This is a genomic window from Alcanivorax sp. DSM 26293, assembly GCF_900107995.1.
GTDB lineage: Bacteria > Pseudomonadota > Gammaproteobacteria > Pseudomonadales > Alcanivoracaceae > Alcanivorax.
This window is the reverse complement of sequence record NZ_FNUM01000006.1, coordinates 242,305-260,977: the sequence shown is the minus strand read 5'-3', so window position 1 is coordinate 260,977 and position 18,673 is coordinate 242,305. Positions and strand designations below refer to the sequence as shown.

Annotated in this window: 21 protein-coding genes; 9 read left to right on the top strand and 12 right to left on the bottom strand. The window is 61.2% G+C overall.

The genetic code is table 11. From position 1 onward, the window contains the following. On the bottom strand, window positions 1–750 hold the full coding sequence (locus C4S63_RS12565; protein ID WP_103917753.1) for an NRDE family protein: 750 nt from the start codon (window positions 748–750) through the stop codon (window positions 1–3). Between the two features lie 154 nt (window positions 751–904). Here C4S63_RS12565 and C4S63_RS12560 point away from each other — a divergent pair, with 154 nt between their 5' ends. The 4 genes from C4S63_RS12560 (at window position 905) to C4S63_RS12545 (ending at window position 3,956) form a co-directional block, all read left to right on the top strand. Further along, window positions 905–1,708, top strand: a complete 804-nt coding sequence (locus C4S63_RS12560; protein WP_063509016.1) for a sulfite exporter TauE/SafE family protein — start codon at window positions 905–907, stop codon at window positions 1,706–1,708. Between the two features lie 5 nt (window positions 1,709–1,713). Next, window positions 1,714–2,526 carry a prolipoprotein diacylglyceryl transferase gene (lgt, locus tag C4S63_RS12555; protein WP_103917752.1) on the top strand — a complete coding sequence of 271 codons (813 nt, stop codon included), beginning with the start codon at window positions 1,714–1,716 and terminating at the stop codon, window positions 2,524–2,526. Further along, a complete protein-coding gene (locus C4S63_RS12550) occupies window positions 2,523–3,356 on the top strand; it encodes a thymidylate synthase (protein ID WP_103917751.1) in 834 nt (277 codons plus the stop codon). Before lgt ends, C4S63_RS12550 begins: the two co-directional genes overlap by 4 nt. A 90-nt stretch (window positions 3,357–3,446) precedes the next feature. Continuing rightward, a complete protein-coding gene (locus tag C4S63_RS12545; RefSeq protein WP_062815607.1) occupies window positions 3,447–3,956 on the top strand; it encodes a dihydrofolate reductase in 510 nt (169 codons plus the stop codon). A gap of 250 nt (window positions 3,957–4,206) precedes the next feature. Here the strand turns inward: C4S63_RS12545 and C4S63_RS12540 are convergent, their stop codons facing one another. The 3 genes from C4S63_RS12540 to C4S63_RS12530 all read right to left on the bottom strand — a co-directional run bounded on the left by C4S63_RS12540 (window position 4,207) and on the right by C4S63_RS12530 (window position 6,209). Then, window positions 4,207–4,626: an OsmC family protein gene (locus C4S63_RS12540; RefSeq protein WP_235000009.1), complete on the bottom strand. Its 420-nt coding sequence runs from the start codon at window positions 4,624–4,626 to the stop codon at window positions 4,207–4,209. Between the two features lie 184 nt (window positions 4,627–4,810). After that, window positions 4,811–5,494: a hypothetical protein gene (locus tag C4S63_RS12535; protein WP_062815609.1), complete on the bottom strand. Its 684-nt coding sequence runs from the start codon at window positions 5,492–5,494 to the stop codon at window positions 4,811–4,813. A 196-nt stretch (window positions 5,495–5,690) separates the two neighbouring features. Continuing rightward, window positions 5,691–6,209, bottom strand: coding sequence for a DUF6231 family protein (locus C4S63_RS12530; RefSeq protein WP_062815610.1), 519 nt, complete (start codon window positions 6,207–6,209; stop codon window positions 5,691–5,693). 224 nt (window positions 6,210–6,433) lie between these two features. On the opposite strand from C4S63_RS12530, the gene hemP reads away from it, so the two are divergent. Continuing rightward, window positions 6,434–6,610 (top strand): hemin uptake protein HemP, encoded by a 177-nt coding sequence (gene hemP / locus C4S63_RS12525; protein ID WP_062815611.1) that lies wholly within the window; start codon window positions 6,434–6,436, stop codon window positions 6,608–6,610. A gap of 193 nt (window positions 6,611–6,803) precedes the next feature. Further along, a complete protein-coding gene (locus C4S63_RS12520) occupies window positions 6,804–7,766 on the top strand; it encodes a ChuX/HutX family heme-like substrate-binding protein (RefSeq protein WP_062815612.1) in 963 nt (320 codons plus the stop codon). Between the two features lie 303 nt (window positions 7,767–8,069). Here C4S63_RS12520 and C4S63_RS12515 read toward each other — a convergent pair whose 3' ends face one another. The 5 genes from C4S63_RS12515 to dapF form a co-directional block, all read right to left on the bottom strand. Beyond that, complete coding sequence (locus tag C4S63_RS12515; protein WP_103917749.1) at window positions 8,070–8,384, bottom strand: YqcC family protein; 315 nt, start codon at window positions 8,382–8,384, stop codon at window positions 8,070–8,072. After that, window positions 8,377–9,084: an HAD family hydrolase gene (locus C4S63_RS12510; protein ID WP_062815991.1), complete on the bottom strand. Its 708-nt coding sequence runs from the start codon at window positions 9,082–9,084 to the stop codon at window positions 8,377–8,379. The genes C4S63_RS12515 and C4S63_RS12510 overlap by 8 nt, the downstream gene beginning before the upstream one ends. A gap of 221 nt (window positions 9,085–9,305) precedes the next feature. After that, window positions 9,306–10,235, bottom strand: a complete 930-nt coding sequence (gene xerC, locus C4S63_RS12505) for a tyrosine recombinase XerC (protein ID WP_103917748.1) — start codon at window positions 10,233–10,235, stop codon at window positions 9,306–9,308. Then, complete coding sequence (locus C4S63_RS12500) at window positions 10,232–10,954, bottom strand: DUF484 family protein (protein WP_062815615.1); 723 nt, start codon at window positions 10,952–10,954, stop codon at window positions 10,232–10,234. Before C4S63_RS12500 ends, xerC begins: the two co-directional genes overlap by 4 nt. A gap of 14 nt (window positions 10,955–10,968) precedes the next feature. Then, the gene (gene dapF, locus C4S63_RS12495; protein WP_062815992.1) at window positions 10,969–11,823 is read right to left on the bottom strand and encodes a diaminopimelate epimerase; all 855 of its coding nucleotides are present in this window, start codon (window positions 11,821–11,823) and stop codon (window positions 10,969–10,971) included. 196 nt (window positions 11,824–12,019) lie between these two features. On the opposite strand from dapF, the gene C4S63_RS12490 reads away from it, so the two are divergent. Further along, window positions 12,020–12,862 carry a 23S rRNA (adenine(2030)-N(6))-methyltransferase RlmJ gene (locus C4S63_RS12490; RefSeq protein WP_063509023.1) on the top strand — a complete coding sequence of 281 codons (843 nt, stop codon included), beginning with the start codon at window positions 12,020–12,022 and terminating at the stop codon, window positions 12,860–12,862. A 222-nt stretch (window positions 12,863–13,084) separates the two neighbouring features. Beyond that, entirely contained in the window at window positions 13,085–14,569 is a 1,485-nt protein-coding gene (gene nhaC, locus C4S63_RS12485) for a Na+/H+ antiporter NhaC (protein WP_103917747.1), read from the top strand. A gap of 4 nt (window positions 14,570–14,573) precedes the next feature. Here the strand turns inward: nhaC and lysA are convergent, their stop codons facing one another. Genes lysA through argH form a run of 3 tightly spaced genes read right to left on the bottom strand, consistent with a single transcriptional unit; the run spans window position 14,574 to window position 17,443 of the window. Further along, entirely contained in the window at window positions 14,574–15,815 is a 1,242-nt protein-coding gene (lysA, locus tag C4S63_RS12480; protein ID WP_062815618.1) for a diaminopimelate decarboxylase, read from the bottom strand. A 2-nt stretch (window positions 15,816–15,817) separates the two neighbouring features. Beyond that, on the bottom strand, window positions 15,818–15,985 hold the full coding sequence (locus tag C4S63_RS12475; RefSeq protein WP_082810754.1) for a lipoprotein: 168 nt from the start codon (window positions 15,983–15,985) through the stop codon (window positions 15,818–15,820). A 57-nt stretch (window positions 15,986–16,042) separates the two neighbouring features. Beyond that, window positions 16,043–17,443, bottom strand: a complete 1,401-nt coding sequence (argH, locus tag C4S63_RS12470) for an argininosuccinate lyase (protein WP_103917746.1) — start codon at window positions 17,441–17,443, stop codon at window positions 16,043–16,045. Between the two features lie 192 nt (window positions 17,444–17,635). On the opposite strand from argH, the gene C4S63_RS12465 reads away from it, so the two are divergent. Continuing rightward, on the top strand, window positions 17,636–18,673 hold the full coding sequence (locus C4S63_RS12465) for a sensor histidine kinase (protein ID WP_103917745.1): 1,038 nt from the start codon (window positions 17,636–17,638) through the stop codon (window positions 18,671–18,673).

Sequence of the window (18,673 nt, the reverse complement as noted above, 5' to 3'; positions counted from 1 at the left end):
TCAGGGGTGGCTGCGCCGTAGCGCCCCGTCCGCCGTCCCGTCCGGCAACCAGCCCTGTTCCAGCATGATCGGATCGCTGTGGCGGGACAGTTCGACGACGCTGCTGGCCCGGGTGCCGTAGCCGGGGGACTGGATAAAGACCGGGGCCACCAGACGTTCCAGTTCCATGCCGACGCCGGTATCGGGCAGTTCGCTGTCCGGTGGCTGGTAGTGATCGTTGACCACTTCCATGAGCTGTTCTGTGCTGCAGTTGGCGGTGATGGCGTTGGCCAGATGTTGTTTGGCCCGCTGCACCTTGGGCCAGGGGTCGTCCAGCAGACCGTTACACAGGCCGTGAACGCCCGGTGTGACCGCCTGGGGTGGGGCTCCCCGGTTGCCGATGTACCAGAGGCTCTCCGGGGTGCCCACCAGCAGGTTGAAGGCGCCGTAGTGATGTTGCTCTTCGGCCAGCGCCTGACAGAACCGTTCCGGGGAGTCGTTGCCTTCCAGGAAGGCCAGCGGCAACAGACCCCGTGAGCGTTCGCCGGTTTGCCGTTCGGCAATGGGTTCCCGGTAGTTGGTGACCACGGCGATACGACCATGGCGGTGGATACCCAGCCAGGTGCCGCCGGCGGTCAGATCCAGGCCACAGAAGATATCGCCGCGCCAGCGGGCGGGCTCGGCGGGGCGGGCGTGGAATTCGTCACGGTTGGCGGCCATCCGCAGGGGAGTCGGGGAATCCGGTTGCCAGTCGAAAAGCACAATGCACATGAAACTTGCCCGTCAATCAGGGGGATGGGTTGGTGCCTTCGCCTTGCGAGCCAGGCTCCAACGGGAAGGGTAATCCCGCCAGCGTGTGACACATGTAGCGTGCTAGCATACCTGCCTTGCGTAGAGATTATGAACCGGCGCTAAGGGCTGGCCAATGTGGGAACTGTTTCTGATTTGTCTGGGAGTCGGTGTGGGCGCCGGTCTGCTGGCCGGGGCGCTGGGTCTGGGCGGTGGCGTGGTCATCGTGCCGGCGCTGATTTTCCTGTTTCACGGGCTTGGTTTTCCTGCTGATCTGGTGGCGAAGATGGCGGTGGCCACCTCCCTGAGCACCATCATGATTACCTCCATCAGCGCGGTGCGCACCCATCACAAGGCGGGCTTTGTGCGCTGGCCGGTGGTGTTGCGGCTGGGCGTGGGGATTGTGCTGGGGGCCTTCGCCGGGGCCTTTATCGCCGATGCCATGAAAGGGGAACTGCTGACCCGGTTGTTCGGTCTCTTTGCCATGGTAATTGCCTTACAGATGGCGCTGACGGGCCGCAAGGCGCCGGAGGCGAACCTGCCGGAGCGGGTGCCCGGTGCCGCGGGGCTGGGTGTGGCCGGCGTGCTGATTGGTACCGGCTCTGCCATTTTCGGTATTGGCGGCGGCTCGTTGACGGTGCCGTTTCTGAGCTGGTGCCGTCTGAGAATGCAGGAAGCGGTGGCCATCGCGTCCGCCTGTGGCCTGCCCATTGCCGTCGCCGGCACCCTGGGTTTTGCGGTGGCCGGCTGGCAGGAAACCCGCCTCCCTGAAGGGGCGCTGGGCTATGTGTTTTTGCCGGCAACAGCCGGTATAGTGCTCACCAGTTTTCCGTTCGCCCGACTGGCGGCGCGACTCAGCCACCGGCTGCCTTCAGCCATGCTGAAAAAGGTGTTCGCGGTGGTGTTGTTTATCATCGGCCTCAGGCTGGTTTTGGGATAGGCATTATGGAATTTCCGCAGATTAATCCGGTGGCGATTGCCATTGGTCCCCTCAAGGTGCACTGGTACGGCCTGATGTACATGATCGGCTTTGCCGCCGCCTGGCTGCTGGGGGTGTATCGCGCCAAACAGCCGAACTCAGGCTGGACCAAGGACCAGGTGGGAGACCTGATCTTCTACGGCGCCATGGGGGTGATCCTGGGTGGCCGTCTGGGCTATGTGCTGTTCTATAACTTCGGCAAGTTCCTGGATGATCCGATCTGGCTGTTCAAGCTGTGGGACGGCGGCATGAGCTTCCACGGTGGCGCCATTGGCGTGCTGGTGGCGTTCTGGCTGTTCGGCCGCAAGACCAACAAGCGGTTTTTCCAGGTGGCGGATTTCATGGTACCCATGGTGCCGATCGGCCTGGCCACCGGCCGGCTGGGCAATTTTATCAATGCGGAGCTGTGGGGGCGCACCAGTGACGTGCCCTGGGCCATGGTGTTTCCCACGGATCCGGATCGCCTGCCCCGTCATCCGTCCCAGCTGTATGAGTTTGCGCTGGAAGGGGTGCTGCTGTTTATCGTGCTGTGGTTCTATTCGGCCAAGCCAAGGCCCGCCGGGGCAGTAACCGGCTTGTTTGGTGTGGGCTATGGCCTGGGCCGCACCTTCGTGGAATTCTTCCGTGAGCCGGACGCCCACCTGGGTTATCTGGCCGGTGGCTGGCTGACCATGGGAATGCTGCTGAGCATCCCGATGATACTTCTCGGTGCCGCCATGATGGTCTGGGCCTACCGTCATGATGATCGCGCCGTTACCCCTTCCCGGAGTCGTTCATGAAGCAATATCTCGATCTGCTGCGCCATGTGCGTGAGCATGGCACCTTCAAGGAAGACCGTACCGGCACCGGCACCTATGCGGTGTTCGGGTATCAGATGCGGTTTGATCTGGGTGAAGGGTTTCCCATGGTCACTACCAAGAAGCTGCATCTGCGCTCGATCATTCACGAGCTGCTGTGGTTTCTGTCCGGCGACACCAATATCCGTTATCTGAAGGAAAACGGGGTGTCCATCTGGGATGAGTGGGCGACGCCTGACGGCGAGCTGGGCCCGGTGTATGGCGAACAATGGCGCAGCTGGAAAACCCAGGATGGCCGTGTCATTGATCAGATCAGCGAGGTGCTGGCGGAGATCAAACGCAATCCGGATTCCCGTCGTCTGGTGGTCAGTGCCTGGAACCCGGCGGTGCTGCCGGATCCGTCCATCTCCCCGAAGGACAATGCGGCTGCCGGCAAGCAGGCACTGCCGCCGTGCCACTGTCTGTTCCAGTTCTATGTGGCGGATGGCAAGTTGAGCTGTCAGCTGTATCAGCGCAGCGGCGATATTTTCCTGGGCGTGCCGTTCAACATTGCCTCCTATGCATTGCTGACATTGATGATGGCGCAGGTGTGCGATCTGCAGCCCGGTGATTTCGTGCACACCCTGGGGGATGCGCATCTGTATTCCAATCACCTGGAGCAGGCGGATACCCAGCTGTCCCGGGAGCCGCGCCCGCTGCCCACCATGACCCTGAATCCGGCGGTGAAGGACCTGTTTGCCTTCACCTTCGACGACTTCACCCTGAGTGATTACGAGCCCCACGCCCATATCAAGGCGCCGGTGGCAATTTGAGACGAGTCTGACGTCGGAGGGCCGGCGTCTGACGACTAAAATCCTTGCGTCCGACTTCAGACGTCCGGCGTCAGACTATAGAGTTTTTTCATGTCCATCCGACTTTCCCTGATGGTGGCCAAGGCCAGTAACCGTGTCATCGGGCGTAACAACAAGCTGCCCTGGTATCTGCCCAACGACCTCAAATACTTCAAGCAGGTCACTTTCGGCAAGCCGGTGATCATGGGTCGCAAGACCTGGGATTCCCTGGGCAAGCCGCTCCCGGGTCGTACCAATATCGTGATTACTCGCCAAGCGGATTTTCAGGCGGAGGGAGCCAAGGTGGTGGCGACCCTGGACGAAGCGGTGACCCTGGCGGAGAACGTGGCCTTCATCGAAGGACAGGACGAAGCCGTGGTGATGGGCGGGGCGGAGATCTATGCCCTGGCCCTGCCGCAAGCGGACCGGCTCTATCTCACCGAAGTGCATGCCGAGGTGGATGGCGATACCTGGTTTCCGGAGTACGACACCTCCGAATGGAAAGAGATCGGCCGGGAAGATTTTCCCGCAGAAGGGCCGAATCCCTACGATTATTCCTTCGTGGTCTACGAACGGAAATAGGGACGAGCTACGCTCGGTTGGATAGGCACCTCTACGAAGCCGCTGTAGGAGCTATGCTTGCATGGCGAACCGGGCCCCATGTCTGCCCGTCATTCTTTCTGAAACCTGTCGAGCGCTGATATTCCTGATCGCCCCACGGGCGATTTCCGCGCAAGTGCGGTTCGCCATGCAAGCATAGCTCCTACATAAAACCGGGCTCAATCGATTCGCTCTGTCTTGCCCACGTCGCAGCTGGAAGCTCGTCGCTGATTCATCCTCTCGGCTCGATCAACACTTCACTCTTCACTGACTGGGCAATAAAGCATTTCTCGTGGGCGCGCTGGTGGAGGGCCTGGATCTTGGCGGCGTCCGGTTGTTCTCCACTGAAAGTGACCAACGGCTGCAGCAATACCTGCCGCACGTAGATCATTGCCTGCTCGTTCTGGCCCAGGGTCGCCTGGGGATCATCGTCGTAGCTGGTTACGGACAGGCCGTCGCGGGCCGCTTCGGTGAGAAATGACAGCAGGTGACAGCTGGCCAGGGCGGCGATAAAGGCCTCCTCCGGCTCCATGAATTCCTGCTGGCCATGATGGCCATCCACCACACGGACTTCGTTGCCATCGGCCAGGTGCCAGAGGTAGTGATCCTCGCCATGGGCGTTCCAGCTCAGATGCATAGTGTGTTGTGGCACGACATATCCCCGGTTGGTTTATTCTTCAGGGCAGTATGCCATCAAAACGCCCGCATGCCATGGGGGCTTTGGTCGAAGTCGGTGACAAAACGTCAGTGGCGGGTGTCGGGGTTGCGGGAGTTATTGCGGCGGGTGCGGGAGGGGTGACGGTAACCTGAAACCGGGACCGCCACCCGATGCGGTTTTAATGGGTCACGTTGTCCTGGGCCATTTCCCAGTAGCGGAACACCGCCACATTGACCAGCGCGCTGATCAGACTCACCGGCAGGCCCACCAGCAGCGCCGCCGCCTGGGGTTGACTGACGACGGCAGTGACCAGCGATGCCAGGATGCTGCTCATCAACACAAAGGCAAGGAATACCAGCACCAGAATCAGCAGCAGAGGCCACTGCTGGTCTTGTGTCATGGCGAAGGATTGGCGCAGGGCATCGATGGGATTGCGGCGTTTCAGAACCACCAGAAACGGGGCAAAACACAGGCGCGTGTAGACCCACAGGGCCGGGAAGAAAAACGCCAGCCAGCCCAGCGAGACGCCAACAGCCATGATGGCATAGGTGGCCAGCAACATGGGGTAGACCAGCACGGCAGCGGCCAGACAATGAAGCAGGCCCGCCGGTTTGCCCGAGCGCGCCGCAGCCAGCTGGGCAATCAGTGTCCCTTCTGCCAGCGGACGACTGAGCAGCACGATGGCCAGGCTGATGCCGCTGAACTGCAGCGCCCCGCCAGCCTCTTCCGGGAACACAAAGCTGGGTCCAAACAGCCACTGGCTGGCTTCAGTGAGCAGGGCAAAGGGGGCCGTCACCAGAAAAATGGGCCCGAGATTGCGCCACCAGAAATAGAGAATTTCGCGAAAACGTTGGCTGATCATGTCGGTTGCAAAGTTGAGGCTGGAAAGTTCAGCGGGAAAGGCGTTATTTCACCACAGCGGGCGCGCAGTTCACAGAGAAAGCGGGCGAATAGGCGTTGCGGGCTTGTGATGGGAGGGTCGTGTAATGGGGTTGGCCGCAGGTAGGGTGCAGTTCGCCTTAGGCTCAGTGCACCCTACGGAATAACCGGTGGGGTGTTTACCACCAGTACTTGCCCCAGTTTTCCGGGTTGGCCCAGAAGCGCGGGTTGTTCCATTTGCGCTCAAAGTTGTAGTTGTCCAGATCGTAGCTGTAGATATTCAGCTCACGACCTTCCTGGGCAAAGTGTCCCTGCTCCCGGCAACCCAGTGCCAGAAACCCGTTGCTGGGCCAGCGCAATTTCTGTGGCGCCAGGTTGGGCTGGTACACCGCCACCATGGAGTCCGTGTGCAGGTTGCGCAGCAAGCCCATCAGGGCTTCGCCATCACGCTGACTCATGTATTCCAGCTGGTCGGCCACGATGGCCATATCCACCCGTTCGATCTCTTCCAGTGCCGCAAAGGGGTCCTGCTCCTGGATTTCCACCAGCGTGCAGTCGTGGTCCTTGCACCATTGGCTGACGACGGGGATGGGGTTGAGGCTGACGGTAACAACGGAGGAAGGCTGGTGGCTATCCAGGATAGCGGCCAGACGTTCCTGGGGGGATTCGGTCATGGGGTGTGCCATCGCGGTATTCATGATTTCAGTCTAGCGCGGTTGTGCAGGGCTTTCGATAGGGGAACGTAAAAACCTGCCCGGCGAGGAAAACAGCAAGGGGCTTGGCATGTCAAAAGCGTTTTGGCGTGGATAGAGCGGGGATGTCTGACCGGGTTTGTGACCCTGGTCAGAAAAACGAAAATGAGGATTGACGGTTGTCCAATCAATAATGATAATGATTCTCATATACAGACAAGGAGGCCAGCATGACTCAGCTCAAGAAGAACGTCACCGCCACCACCCGCCGGGTTTCTATCAATGCAGAAAGCAGTGTTGCCAGCAGTCTGCTGCTCAACCACCAGGGCAAACTCTGGATCGAGCATGCCGGCGAGCGTTACCTGCTTCGCCGCACGTCCAATAACCGGCTTATTCTTACCAAGTGATCAGGCACGCATCATGCCTGGAGCAATGAGGCGCCCAGTGCGTGTCGGGCGGTAGTGTCTCGTTGTCTCAGGTACGTTGCGAGACGCCTCTCCCTTTTCTCCCTGACGTGGATCGCCAGCCGCCGCCAGCTTTCCACACCTAATAACAAGCACCGTCGACAAGGCATCGATGGTGCGGCGATCTGGAGGCAGCATGTCAGTGATGGCGTGGTCCCCGGCGCCGGCGGCATCCCCTCTGCTTCGTCAGTGCGGTGCCGCACTCGGTGATCGGGTTTTACGATTGCAGGACGAACCGTTGGCCATTCTCAAGGCCCTCTACCGACTTGGTTCACTGGTGGTAACGACGTTTACCAGTGGCTCCCGGGTTTCCCAGAACATGCATTACCCGGCGTTCCATGAAGGGGAATGGTGGCTGGAATCGGTGGGCGATCGTTGTCGGTTACGGCAAAGTCTGCAGGTGTCCCAGTGGCATTCGGTGCTGGCGGTGCTGGAGCCCACCGGTGCGTTACCCGCCCGCAGTCTGGTGTTCTTTGATCGCCAGGGGCAACCGTTGCAACAGATGGCGGTGGCCCCGAACAGTGGAGGTCTGGCATTCGAGGAGCTGGTTTGCGCCATGTTGCATCCCGACCAGCAAACCCTGAACTTGCCCGCCGGACTTCCCCGCGCGGTGGCGGGTGAACTGGGGCCGCTCTCTCAGCTGGAGCGGGACTGGGCCGGCAGTGCCGATGACGAGGACTTCACCCACCTGTTGCAGCGCTGTGATAACCAGCGGTCGGTTCTGTACCGTTCGGTGCGGGATAGCTTTGCCTGCCCGGTACGCCCGGAAACCCTGCCGGCGGTGCTGGCGGAAGCCTCGCGGCGTGATGAGGCGACCACGCTGTGTGTGGGCAATCAAGGTGTGCGTCTGTGCATGACGGCACCCTGGTCGTCACCGCGCTGGCAAGACAGCCATTGTCATCTGGTCCATAACGGTGCCCTGGTGTCGCTGGATATGGCAAAAATGCAGAGCCTGTGGCGGCTGCGCAAGCCCGGTGATGGGCAGGTGATCACGGCGCTGGAAGCGCTGGATGAAAACGGTGACTGGTTGTGGACGCTTTCCGCCGGCGAAGCGGAGTCTGACTGGCGGGCGTTATTGAGGGATAGCGTGATTCGGTAGCTACAAGCTACAAGCTACGCTCGATTGGATAGGGAAAGACTGGAAAGTTTCTCAAGTTCCGAGATACCTACGAAGCCGCTATAGGAGTACCTCTTGAGGTGCGAACCGCGCTTGCGCGGAAATCGACCGCAGGGCGATCAGGAATATCAGAGCGCGCCAGGTCCTGCTCAGTGCGAGGCCAAATCCAGCTGATTGGTGTCACTCCCGGTTCGCGGCTCGAGCTCCGCTCCTACAGTTTTTCGGGTTTCGCTTGCAGGTAACCGCCTACAGATAAATGCCTCCGGCTCCCTGTTGCCGCCGCCCTTAAAAGTGCTCGTCGAACTGCTTCAGCAGATCAATGATCTCACTCACATCCTGCTCCATGCCCTTCAGGGCTTCCTCCGCCATGGGGCTCACGTCGCACTGACCGGGGAGGGGGTGCTCGGCCTCGAGAATGGCCCGGAAGCGGGCGATAAACACCCATTGCAGCCACTGGCTGAACGCCATGGTGTCGGCAAAGAAAGGCGTGCTGCTGTTGAAAGCAGCGGGCGTAGGGGGTTGCTGTTCCCACAGGCCCTGTTGGTCCAGTTCTGTCTGCAGGTCGTCCAGAAGGATGGCGAGTTGCGCGCGCTTAGTCATCGAAAAGGGGTACCAGGTCAGTGAGTTCGTGAAGATTATGGATATGGTGACGCGGGTGGGCCAGATCAACCGGCCAGTCCAGATCTATCAGGTTGGCCCAGATGGCATGCATGCCGTGTTCACGCGCGGCATGCACATCTTCCAGGGGATGATCCCCCACATGGACTGCCTGGCTGGCGTCGACGCCGGCGGATGCCAGGGCCGCCTGGAACATGTCCGGGGCGGGTTTGCGTTTCCCGATGGTTTCTGCGGAGTGGTGGAAGCTGAATAGACCGGCGATGCCGATCTGCTGCAGATCCGCGTTGCCATTGGTCAGGGCGCCCAGCTGGTAGCTGTCGGCCAGCTGTTCGAGCACCTCCAGGGCGCCGGGGAAAAAGGTCACCTGATTGCGGGCACGGTGGAAAACCAGGAAGGCCTCCTCGGCAATCTTGCGCGCCTCGCCGGCGCTGAAGCCGTGTTCGGTAAAGGCCCGGGCCATGGCGTCCTGGCGCAGGGCGGTCAGGTTGTCCAGATAGTCCGGTCGTTCCCGCAGCAGGGCGGTACGTACGGCGCGGACCCGTTCGGCGCTCAGCGCCTGGGCGGCTTCCGGGTGGCGGTCGATGATCCAGTCACTGCATGCCTTCTCCGCCCGGCGAATCACTTCGTCCACCGGCCAGAGGGTGTTGTCCAGATCAAAGGTAATCAGTTTGAGTCGGCTCATGGCGCTATTGTAGCGCATGGCAAGGGCTGAGGCCCGGCCATGAAGGCGAAGCTGCTGTAGGAGCTCCCTTCCAGGGGGCGAACCGTACGTAGCACGGAATCGGCCATAGGGTGATCAGGGATATCCAGGCGCGATAGAGCCTTGAACAATGATCTCCTTTGTCGCCTCGCTGCGTGAGGTTCGTCCCCTGAAAAGGGAACTCCTACGGGAAGCGGCAGAGGTCAGGAGGACTCCTCGTCGTTCCCCTTGCGGCGCTGGGCTCGGGGGTGAGCACCATCATAGACCTGGGCCAGGTGCTGGAAATCCAGGTGGGTATAGACCTGGGTGGTGGCCAGGTCCGCATGGCCCAGCAGTTCCTGCACCGCACGCAGGTCGCCGGAAGATTCCAGCAGGTGAGTCGCAAAGGAATGGCGCAGCTTGTGGGGATGCAAGTGGTCATCCAGGCCCCGCTCCAGAGCGTGACGTTTAAGGCGTTGTTGCACGCTGGACGGGGACAGTCGTCGGCCATTCTTGCTCAGAAAGAGCGCTTTCTCTTCACTGTCCTTGATAAACAGGGTGCGGGCCTTGAGCCAGCGGCGTACGGCGGTGAGGGCCGGCTTGCCGATGGGCAGCTGGCGAGTCTTGTTGCCCTTGCCGGTGACCAGTAGCTGGCCGGCACTCAGGTCCAGGCTATCCAGATCCAGGCTCAGCAGTTCTGCCAGGCGCAGGCCGCAGGCGTAGAACAGTTCCATGATCGCCTGGTCGCGCAGGCTCAGTGGGTCGCCTTTTTCCGTGCCCGCATCCAGCAGCTGGCCTACCTGATCCGCATCCAGGGCCTTGGGAAGACGCTTGCCGCTTTTCGGTGGTCGCACATCCATCGCCGGGTTATCACGGGCCAGCCCCTCACGCATCAAATAACTGTAGAAAGTGCGCAGGGTGGAGAGCAGACGGGCAATGGTCTTGCCGCCTTTTCCCTGCCGGTGCAGGGTGGCCACCAGCGAGCGCATGTCGTGCACGGTGAGCGTGGCCCAGTCCCGCTGCCCGGTGAGACGGAAGGCGTCTTTCAGGTCACGCTGGTAATTGCTGACGGTGTGGGGGGAGAGGCGGCGCTCGAACTCCAGATGTTGCAGGAAGGCAGTAACGGTGTCTTTATCGCGGCTTCCGCTGTTCACTGTTCATTGATCTTTTTGGCTGCCTGATGCGGGTATTGCCGCAGCACTTCATGCAGGCGTCGGCTCAGTACCTGGCCGATGTGGGTAATGAACAGGGTGCCCAGGGAGCTGCGGAAATGCATGGCGCTTTTGCTGCCGATGGCCAGCAGTCCCAATTTGCCCTGGTACTCCAGGGGGACCATGGCGGCGGAGCGGATGTCGGTGGCGTGCTCCTGGAACAGGGCCTGCATTTCCTCTTCGCGCATGGCACCGCACACCGCCTTGCCGTTACGCAGCAGGTGGTTGAGGGCGCTGGGCAGGGCGTCGCTGTCGACACAGCGAATCTGGTTGCGCAGGTCGCCGAGGATGGGGATTTCCCGGTCATAAAGCATCAGCGCGACACGGTCACAGTGGAAATCATCGCCAAGGCTGGCGAGCAGGTTGCGGAACAGTTTTTCCGCCCCGCGCGCTTCCAGCAGGGACAGGGTCAGGCGACGGGTCTTGTCGAACAGGTGATCATTTTCCCGAGCCACGTCCAGCAGGCCGTTGAGGCGGTCGCGCAGTTCATTGTTGCGGTCGCGGAGGATGGAGGCCTGGCGCTCCAGCAGGGAGACGGCCTCCCCCTTGGAGTCCGGCAGGCGCAGCAGCTCCAGCAACTCCGGGCGGTGCTGGAAGTAATCCGGGTTGTCGCGCAGGTAAGCGGCAACCTGGTCGGCACTGGCCTTGGTGTTCTCCGTCATGGGGGGTGTCCTTTTTATTGCGCCGCGATTACATCAATGCTGCCATCATAGACAGGGGTGGCGGGGCCTGTCATCCGCACGCCGCCCTGGCCATCGTAATGAATCCGCAGGGTGCCGCCGGGTAAATGCACAGTCACGTCCTCATCCAGGAAGCCCCGGCGCTGGCCAATCAGGACGGCAGCGCAGGCACCGGAGCCGCAGGCCAGGGTTTCCCCGGCACCGCGTTCGTAGACGCGCAGGCGAATTTCATTGCGGCTGACGATCTGCATGAAGCCCACATTGACCCGTTCCGGGAACTGTTCGTGGCGTTCCAGCAGCGGCCCCAGGGTGTTCACCGGTGCGGTGTCCACATTTTCCACCAGCAGGGTGCAGTGGGGATTGCCCAGCCCGACGGCGCCGACTTCATAGGCGTTATTGTCAGCGATGAGGAAATAGGTGTCCTGTTCGGCTTTGGCGATCAGCGGAATCGCGTCCGGCGCCCAGCGCGGCGCACCCATATCCACGGTCACCTGCTCGTCGTCGGTCACGGCCAGGGTCATCTGTCCGGCGGCGGTTTCCACCACGATCTCGGCCTTGTCGGTCAGCCCATGATCGCGCACGAAGCGGGCAAAGCAACGGGCGCCGTTGCCACACTGGCTGACCTCGGAGCCGTCCGCATTGAGGATGCGATAACGGAAATCCGCCCCGGCGCTGCGGGCCGGTTGCACGATCAGCATCTGGTCAAAGCCCACGCCGAAATGCCGGTCGCCCAGACGGCGGATTTCGTCGGCGGAAAACGGCACGCCGGTTTCCGGCAACGACTGGCGGATGCCGTCGATCACCATGAAATCGTTGCCCAGGCCGTGCATTTTGGTAAAGCGCAGGTTCATGCGGATTGTCCGGTACGGGTAAAAGGCCATTGTACTCCGGGATTCCGGTGGCGTCAGGTGATGGCGTTTCGGCTTTATTGTAGGAGCGTCGCTTGCGGCGCGATGATTCAACGTCTGGGATCGCGCCGCAAGCGACGCTCCTACATGGACGGCGTCAGGTGTACAATGTGCCCTTACATTTCTTCAGGTTGCCACCATGCTTTCCTACCGCCACAGCTACCACGCCGGCAATTTTGCCGATGTCCTCAAGCACATCGTCCAGGTGGCGATCATCGAGTACCTGAAGAAAAAGGAGAAACCCTTCACGGTGCACGATACCCATGCCGGGGCCGGCAGTTATGCCATTGCCAGCGAGCATATGCAGAAGACGGGGGAATACCAGGATGGCATTGCCCGGTTGATGGATAGCCGCACTGGCGTGGGGGTGATTGATCAATACGTGGCGCTGGTAAAAAAGCTCAATCCGGTGGGCAAGCTTACCGAGTACCCGGGGTCGCCGCTGATCAGCGCCAGCCTGTTGCGGGAACAGGACCGGTTGCAATGTACCGAGCTGCACAGCACCGACTTCGAGTTGCTGCAGCGTCGCTTTGCCGATGACAAGCGGGTGCGGGTGGAGAAGCTGGATGCCTGGCAGGGATTCAAGGCGATGCTGCCGCCCCAGCATCGCCGTGGCTTGGTGCTGATCGATCCTTCCTATGAAATGGAAGCGGACTACCTGGGGCTGTTGCCGGCGCTGCAGATGGCCATGGAGCGTTTCTCCACTGCCACTTATGCCATCTGGTACCCGGTGCTGGATCGCAACCGTACCGAAAGTTTCATCCGCCGTTTTGTCAAGGCGGAGATCCCCAACCTGCTGCGGGTGGAGTGCTGTCCGCGCCCGGATGCCTCCGGCCGGGGCATGACCGGCTCCGGCATGCTGATCATCAATCCGCCCTACACGCTGGCCCAGCATATGGCCCAGGCCATGCCGGTGCTCAAGAGTGCACTGTGCGAACCCAACGGCCATACTCTGGTTAGAGAGCTGACTGGCGAGGCCTGACAGCGCCTTTACGAGATACGATACGAGATACGAGGAGCAAGGAGCGAAAATCCACTGCTGCGCATTTCGAAACTCGCTACTCGTTACTCGTCGAGCAGGCCGACCACCGGCAATGCGCCTTTGCCAGGGTGCTGGTAGACTGCGCCGCTTTTCGTGCCCCCGGTAAGCGCTCACTCGCCGGCGAAGGCCCATAACCGGAAAGACACCGTCTTGTAGCCAGCCATGACACAGTCCTCTTCACACCGTCGCCCCAGCCTGTTCGATGCCCTGCTGCCCATCGTGGTGCTGGTGGTGTTGCTGGCGGCGGCGGTGTACCTCTACGGCGACAGTGCCTCTTCCGGCCCCAACCAGATTGCCCTGTTGTTCTGCGCCGGGCTGGCGTCGCTGATCGCCTTCAAGAACGGCATGACCTGGCGGGAGATCGAGACCGCCATGATCAAGGGCATTGCCGTGGCCCTGGGGGCGGTGTTGATTCTGCTTAGTGTGGGTGCCCTGATCGGCACCTGGCGCCTGGCCGGCATTGTACCGTCGCTGATCTATTTCGGGCTGGAGCTGATGAATCCGGCCCTGTTTTATGCGGCGGCCTGCCTGATCTGCGCCATTATTGCCCTGAGTATCGGTTCCAGCTGGACGGTGGCGGCCACCGTGGGGGTGGCATTGATCGGGGTGGCCAGCGGCCTGGGGTTATCGCTGCCGGTGGCCGCCGGGGCGGTGGTCTCCGGGGCCTATTTCGGCGACAAGATTTCACCGCTTTCCGAAACCACCAACCTGGCTCCGGCAGTGGCCGGCTCGGATCTGTTTGCCCATATCCGGTTGATGCTGTGGACCACGGTCCCCTCCATCGTCATCGCCCTGCTGATTTTCCTGTTCATGGGATTTAACGCGGAGGTGGCCGGTGACTCGGTGGATCGTATTCGTCCGCTACTGGCTGGCCTGGATAGCCAGTTCCATATTTCCTTTCTGCACCTGATTCCCCTGCTGGTCTTACTGGTGCTGGCGCTCAAACGCATGCCGGCGTTGCCGGCAATTTTCCTGGGGGCCTTGCTGGGCGGGGTCTGGGCGCTGTTGTTCCAGCCCGAGGCCATTGCCGCCCAGGCGGGCGTGGCGCAGGCGGATATGGTGGCGTCACTGAAAGTGGTGTGGCAGACCTTCTATGCGGGCATCACCGTGGAAACCGGCGATGCGGCGCTCAATGATCTGCTGTCCGGGGGTGGCATGGCGTCCATGCTCAACACGGTCTGGCTGATTCTTTGCGCCATGACGTTTGGCGCCGTCATGGAGTATGCGGGCTTGCTGGCAAAGCTGATTGAAGGGTTGCTGGCGGCGGTGAAGGGCGCGGCGGGGTTGATCACGGCGACGCTGGCCACCTGCCTGGGCAGCAACATCCTCACTGCCGACCAGTACATTTCCATCATCATGCCCGGGCGCATGTTCCGTGAGGCCTATGAAAAGGAAGGGCTGGCGCCGGTGAATCTGTCCCGGGCGCTGGAGGACGGTGGCACTATCACCAGCCCGCTGATTCCCTGGAATACCTGCGGGGCCTACATGCAGTCGGTGCTGCTGGTGCCGGTGACAGACTATCTGTTCTTTGCGTTTTTCAACCTGATCAATCCGCTGCTGGCGCTGGTGTATGCCTGGCTGGGGATCAAGGTGCTGCGCCTGACCCCGCCGGCATTGGCCGGCGAGGGGCGCGCCTCGCAAGGGTAAGGGCTCAGGGCAGCAGGGATTCCAGCTTCAGCTGGTCCTCAACGGTTTCCCGCTGACGCACCACAAAGGCCTGATCACCATCCACCATCACTTCGGCGGGGCGGTTGCGGCTGTTGTAGTTGCTGGCCATGGCAAAGCCGTAGGCGCCGGCGCTGCGTACCGCCAACAGGTCGCCGGTCTCCAGGGACAGGGCCCGGTCCTTGCCCAGGAAGTCGCCGGTTTCGCAGACCGGGCCGACGATATCCCAATCCCGACAATCCGCATCATGGGGTTTGACCGGCACGATGTTCTGCCAGGCCGAATACAGGCTCGGGCGGATCAGGTCGTTCATGGCGCCGTCGACGATGGCGAAGTTCTTGTGTTCGGTGGGCTTGAGGAACAGCACCTGGGTGACAAAGATGCCAGCGTTGGCGGCAATGGCCCGGCCCGGTTCGATGTGCACCGGCAGGTCGCCGGGGATGTGCTTGAGCAGGGCCTGCACGTAATCGGCCGGCGCCGGTGGCGCTTCCTCGTTGTAAGTGACGCCCAGGCCACCGCCCAGATCCAGATGGTGAATTTCGATACCCAGGTGCTGTAGCTGATCCAGCAGTTTGAGCACCCGCTCCAAGGCATCTTCGAACGGAGACAGCTTGGTCAGCTGGCTGCCGATATGGCAATCGATGCCCAGTACCTTGATGTGCGGCAACTCGGCGGCGCGCTGATACAGCGCCGGTGCCTTGGCGATATCTACACCGAACTTGTTGTCCTTCAGACCGGTGGAAATATAGGGGTGGGTCTGGGCGTCCACATCCGGGTTCACCCGGATGGCGATGGGGGCTTCACGGTCCAGTTCCCCGGCCACCAGGTTGAGCAGTTCCAGCTCGGCGGCGGATTCCACGTTGAAGCAGTGAATGTTGGCTTTCAGGGCGGCGGCCATTTCGTCGGCGGTTTTGCCCACGCCGGAAAACACGATCTTGTCCGGATCGCCGCCCGCCCGCAGTACCCGCTCCAGCTCACCGCCGGAAACGATATCGAAACCAGCGCCGCAACGGGCCAGCACATTCAGTACCGCCAGGTTGGAATTGGCTTTTACCGCATAACAGACCTGGTGGGGATGGTCCCCAAAGGCCTCGTCAAAGGCCTGGAAGTGACGCTCCAGGGTGGCGCGGGAATAGAGATACAGCGGTGTGCCGAAGCGGTCCGCCAGCTGTTCTACCGGCAGTTCTTCAGCGAACAGCTCGCCGTCGCGGTACTGAAAGTGATCCATGATTATTCCTGTTCCCCGTCATCCTGGTCGGATACGGCGGGTTGGTCGGTGTTGTCGTCCTGAGTCGCGACCGGCTCGGCGGCGGGTTCTTCAGGGGCGAAGTAAAGCGGACCTTTCTGGCCGCAGCCGGCCAGCAGAACGACAAATAGCAGGGCGATGATGCGCATCATCAAGCTCCGAGTGTGCGTGCGAAGGCGGATCGCGGCGTGCTTTCCGCCCGACGTTGATCAGTTGCCGGTATTGTCCAGCGCTTCACGGGCACGGGCAACTGCGGCGCGCACCTGGTCCGGGGCGGTACCCCCGATATGGTTGCGGGCACTGACCGAGCCTTCCAGGGTGAGCACGTCAAACACGTCGTCCTCGATCTGGTCGCTGAACTGCTTGAGTTCGGACAGGGACATGTCGCTCAGGTCTTTCTTCTTCTCTACCCCATAGGCCACGGCCTTGCCGACAATTTCGTGGGAATCGCGGAAGGCAATGCCCTTGCGTACCAGGTAGTCGGCCAGATCGGTAGCGGTGGCGAAGCCACGGCGGGCCGCTTCGCGCATCACTTCCCGGTTGGGTTCCAGGGCCGGCACCATGTCGCCAAAGGCGCGCAGGCTGCCCTTGAGAGTGTCCACGGCGTCGTAGAGCGGTTCTTTATCTTCCTGGTTGTCCTTGTTGTAGGCCAGCGGCTGGCTCTTCATCAGGGTCAGCAGGCTGATCAGATGACCATTCACGCGACCGGTCTTGCCGCGAACCAGTTCCGGCACATCCGGGTTCTTCTTCTGCGGCATGATGGAGCTGCCGGTACAGAAGCGGTCGGGCAGATTGATGAAGTTGAACTGGGCGCTGGTCCACAGCACCAGCTCTTCGCTGATCCGTGACAGGTGGGTCATGGTCAGGGCGGCCAGGGCGCAGAATTCGATGGCGAAGTCCCGGTCGCTCACCGCGTCCAGGGAGTTTTCGCAGATGCCGTCAAAGCCCAGCAACTCGCAGGTGCGCTCCCGGTTGATCGGGTAGGTGGTGCCGGCCAGTGCCGCGGCGCCCAGGGGCATGCGGTTGACCCGCTTCTTGCAGTCCAGCAACCGCTCGCGGTCACGCTTGAGCATTTCGAACCAGGCCAGCAGATGGTGCCCGAAGGTCACCGGCTGGGCGGTCTGCAGGTGGGTGAAACCGGGCATGATGGTGGCCGCTTCGCGCTCGGCCAGGTCCAGCAGACCGGTCATCAGGTGCAGATACTGTTCTTCCAGAATCAGCATCTCGTCACGCAGCCACAGGCGGATATCGGTGGCCACCTGGTCGTTCCGGGAGCGGCCGGTGTGCAGTTTCTTGCCGGTGATGCCGATCTTGTCGGTGAGCCGCGCTTCAATGTTCATGTGCACGTCTTCCAGGGCAACGGACCACTGGAATTCGCCGGCTTCGATCTCTTTCTGGATTTCCGCCAGGCCATTGATGATGGCGTCGCGCTCTTCCTTGGTGAGCACGCCTACCTCCGCCAGCATGGTGGCGTGGGCCTGGGAGCCGAAGATGTCCTGACGGTACATGCGTCGGTCGAAATTCACGCTGGCGGTGAATTCCTGCACGAACTGGTCGGTGGATTCGCTGAAGCGGCCGCCCCAGAGTTTGTTCTGCTGCTTGTCGGTCATCGTACGGTTCCCATGCATAAAGCCGGATTTGCGAGGCGCGCAGTATAGCAGGGACCGGGGCCCCCCTGAACATCAGGGAGCCGCTGAATCACTCCTGGCATACTCGACGTAGCCTGCGGGTATTACTTGGGTGATCTGACGGCTTGAGGTATAACTGCCTGTAACTAGTGATTTTTACTGACGGGAGCCACGATGGCGGCCACGGACGACCAGCCCAACTCCAGTTTCCTGCCCGACCTGTGCAGCACCCGTGCGGTGCTGGTGGTGGTGGTGGTAGCCGAGCTGATGGCCCTGGTGATCAACCTGGTGGCCACGTACTACAGCGATTTCAGCATGGGCCGGCTGGCGATTACCTCCCTGTTTGTGCAATGGGTGGGGCTGACCTCGGCGGCACTGGTCTGCCAGTTGCGGTCCCGTCTGAATCGGCTGGCGCCGGCGTGGGCGGCGGTGGCCGTGGTGTTGCTGGTGGTGATCGACACCCTGGTATTCAGTGTGGTGGCGACTTTGGTCATGGGCTGGGTCACAGGAAGTCTTGTACCGGGCACATTGTGGTCCTGGGAAATTGCCGTTAATGGCCTGATTGCCGCGATTATTGCCGGCCTGGTCATGCGCTATTTCTATGTGCAGGAGCAGTTGCGGCAAAAGGGGCAGGCAGAATTGCAGGCGCGCATCCAAGCCTTGCAGTCGCGTATCCGCCCGCATTTCCTGTTTAATTCCATGAACATTATTGCCAGCCTGATCGCGGTGGACCCGGACGCCGCCGAAAAGGTGGTGGAAGACCTGTCGGTGCTGTTCCGTGCCAGCCTGAAAAATATCGGCAATGAGGCGACGCTGGAAGAAGAACTGGAGCTGTGCCGGCGCTACATTCATATTGAACAATTGCGCATGGGCGAGCGGTTGCAGGTGGAGTGGGACATTCGCGTGGAAGCAAAAACCGTGATGATTCCGCTGTTAACCTTGCAACCCTTGCTCGAAAATGCCATTTATCATGGCATACAGCCATTAACCGCCGGCGGCGTGGTGACAATCCGGGCGCTGGCAGAAAATGGCGACTTGGTGCTCTCGGTGAGTAACCCCAAACCGGAAGGCGGGGGGCATCACCAGGGTAACCGTATGGCGCTGGAGAACATTCGTCACCGGCTGGAAGCATTGTATGGTGACGAGGTGGCGGTGGAGTCACGGCCGCAACAAAAAGAATACGAGATCGAAATTCGATATCCGCTGCAATAA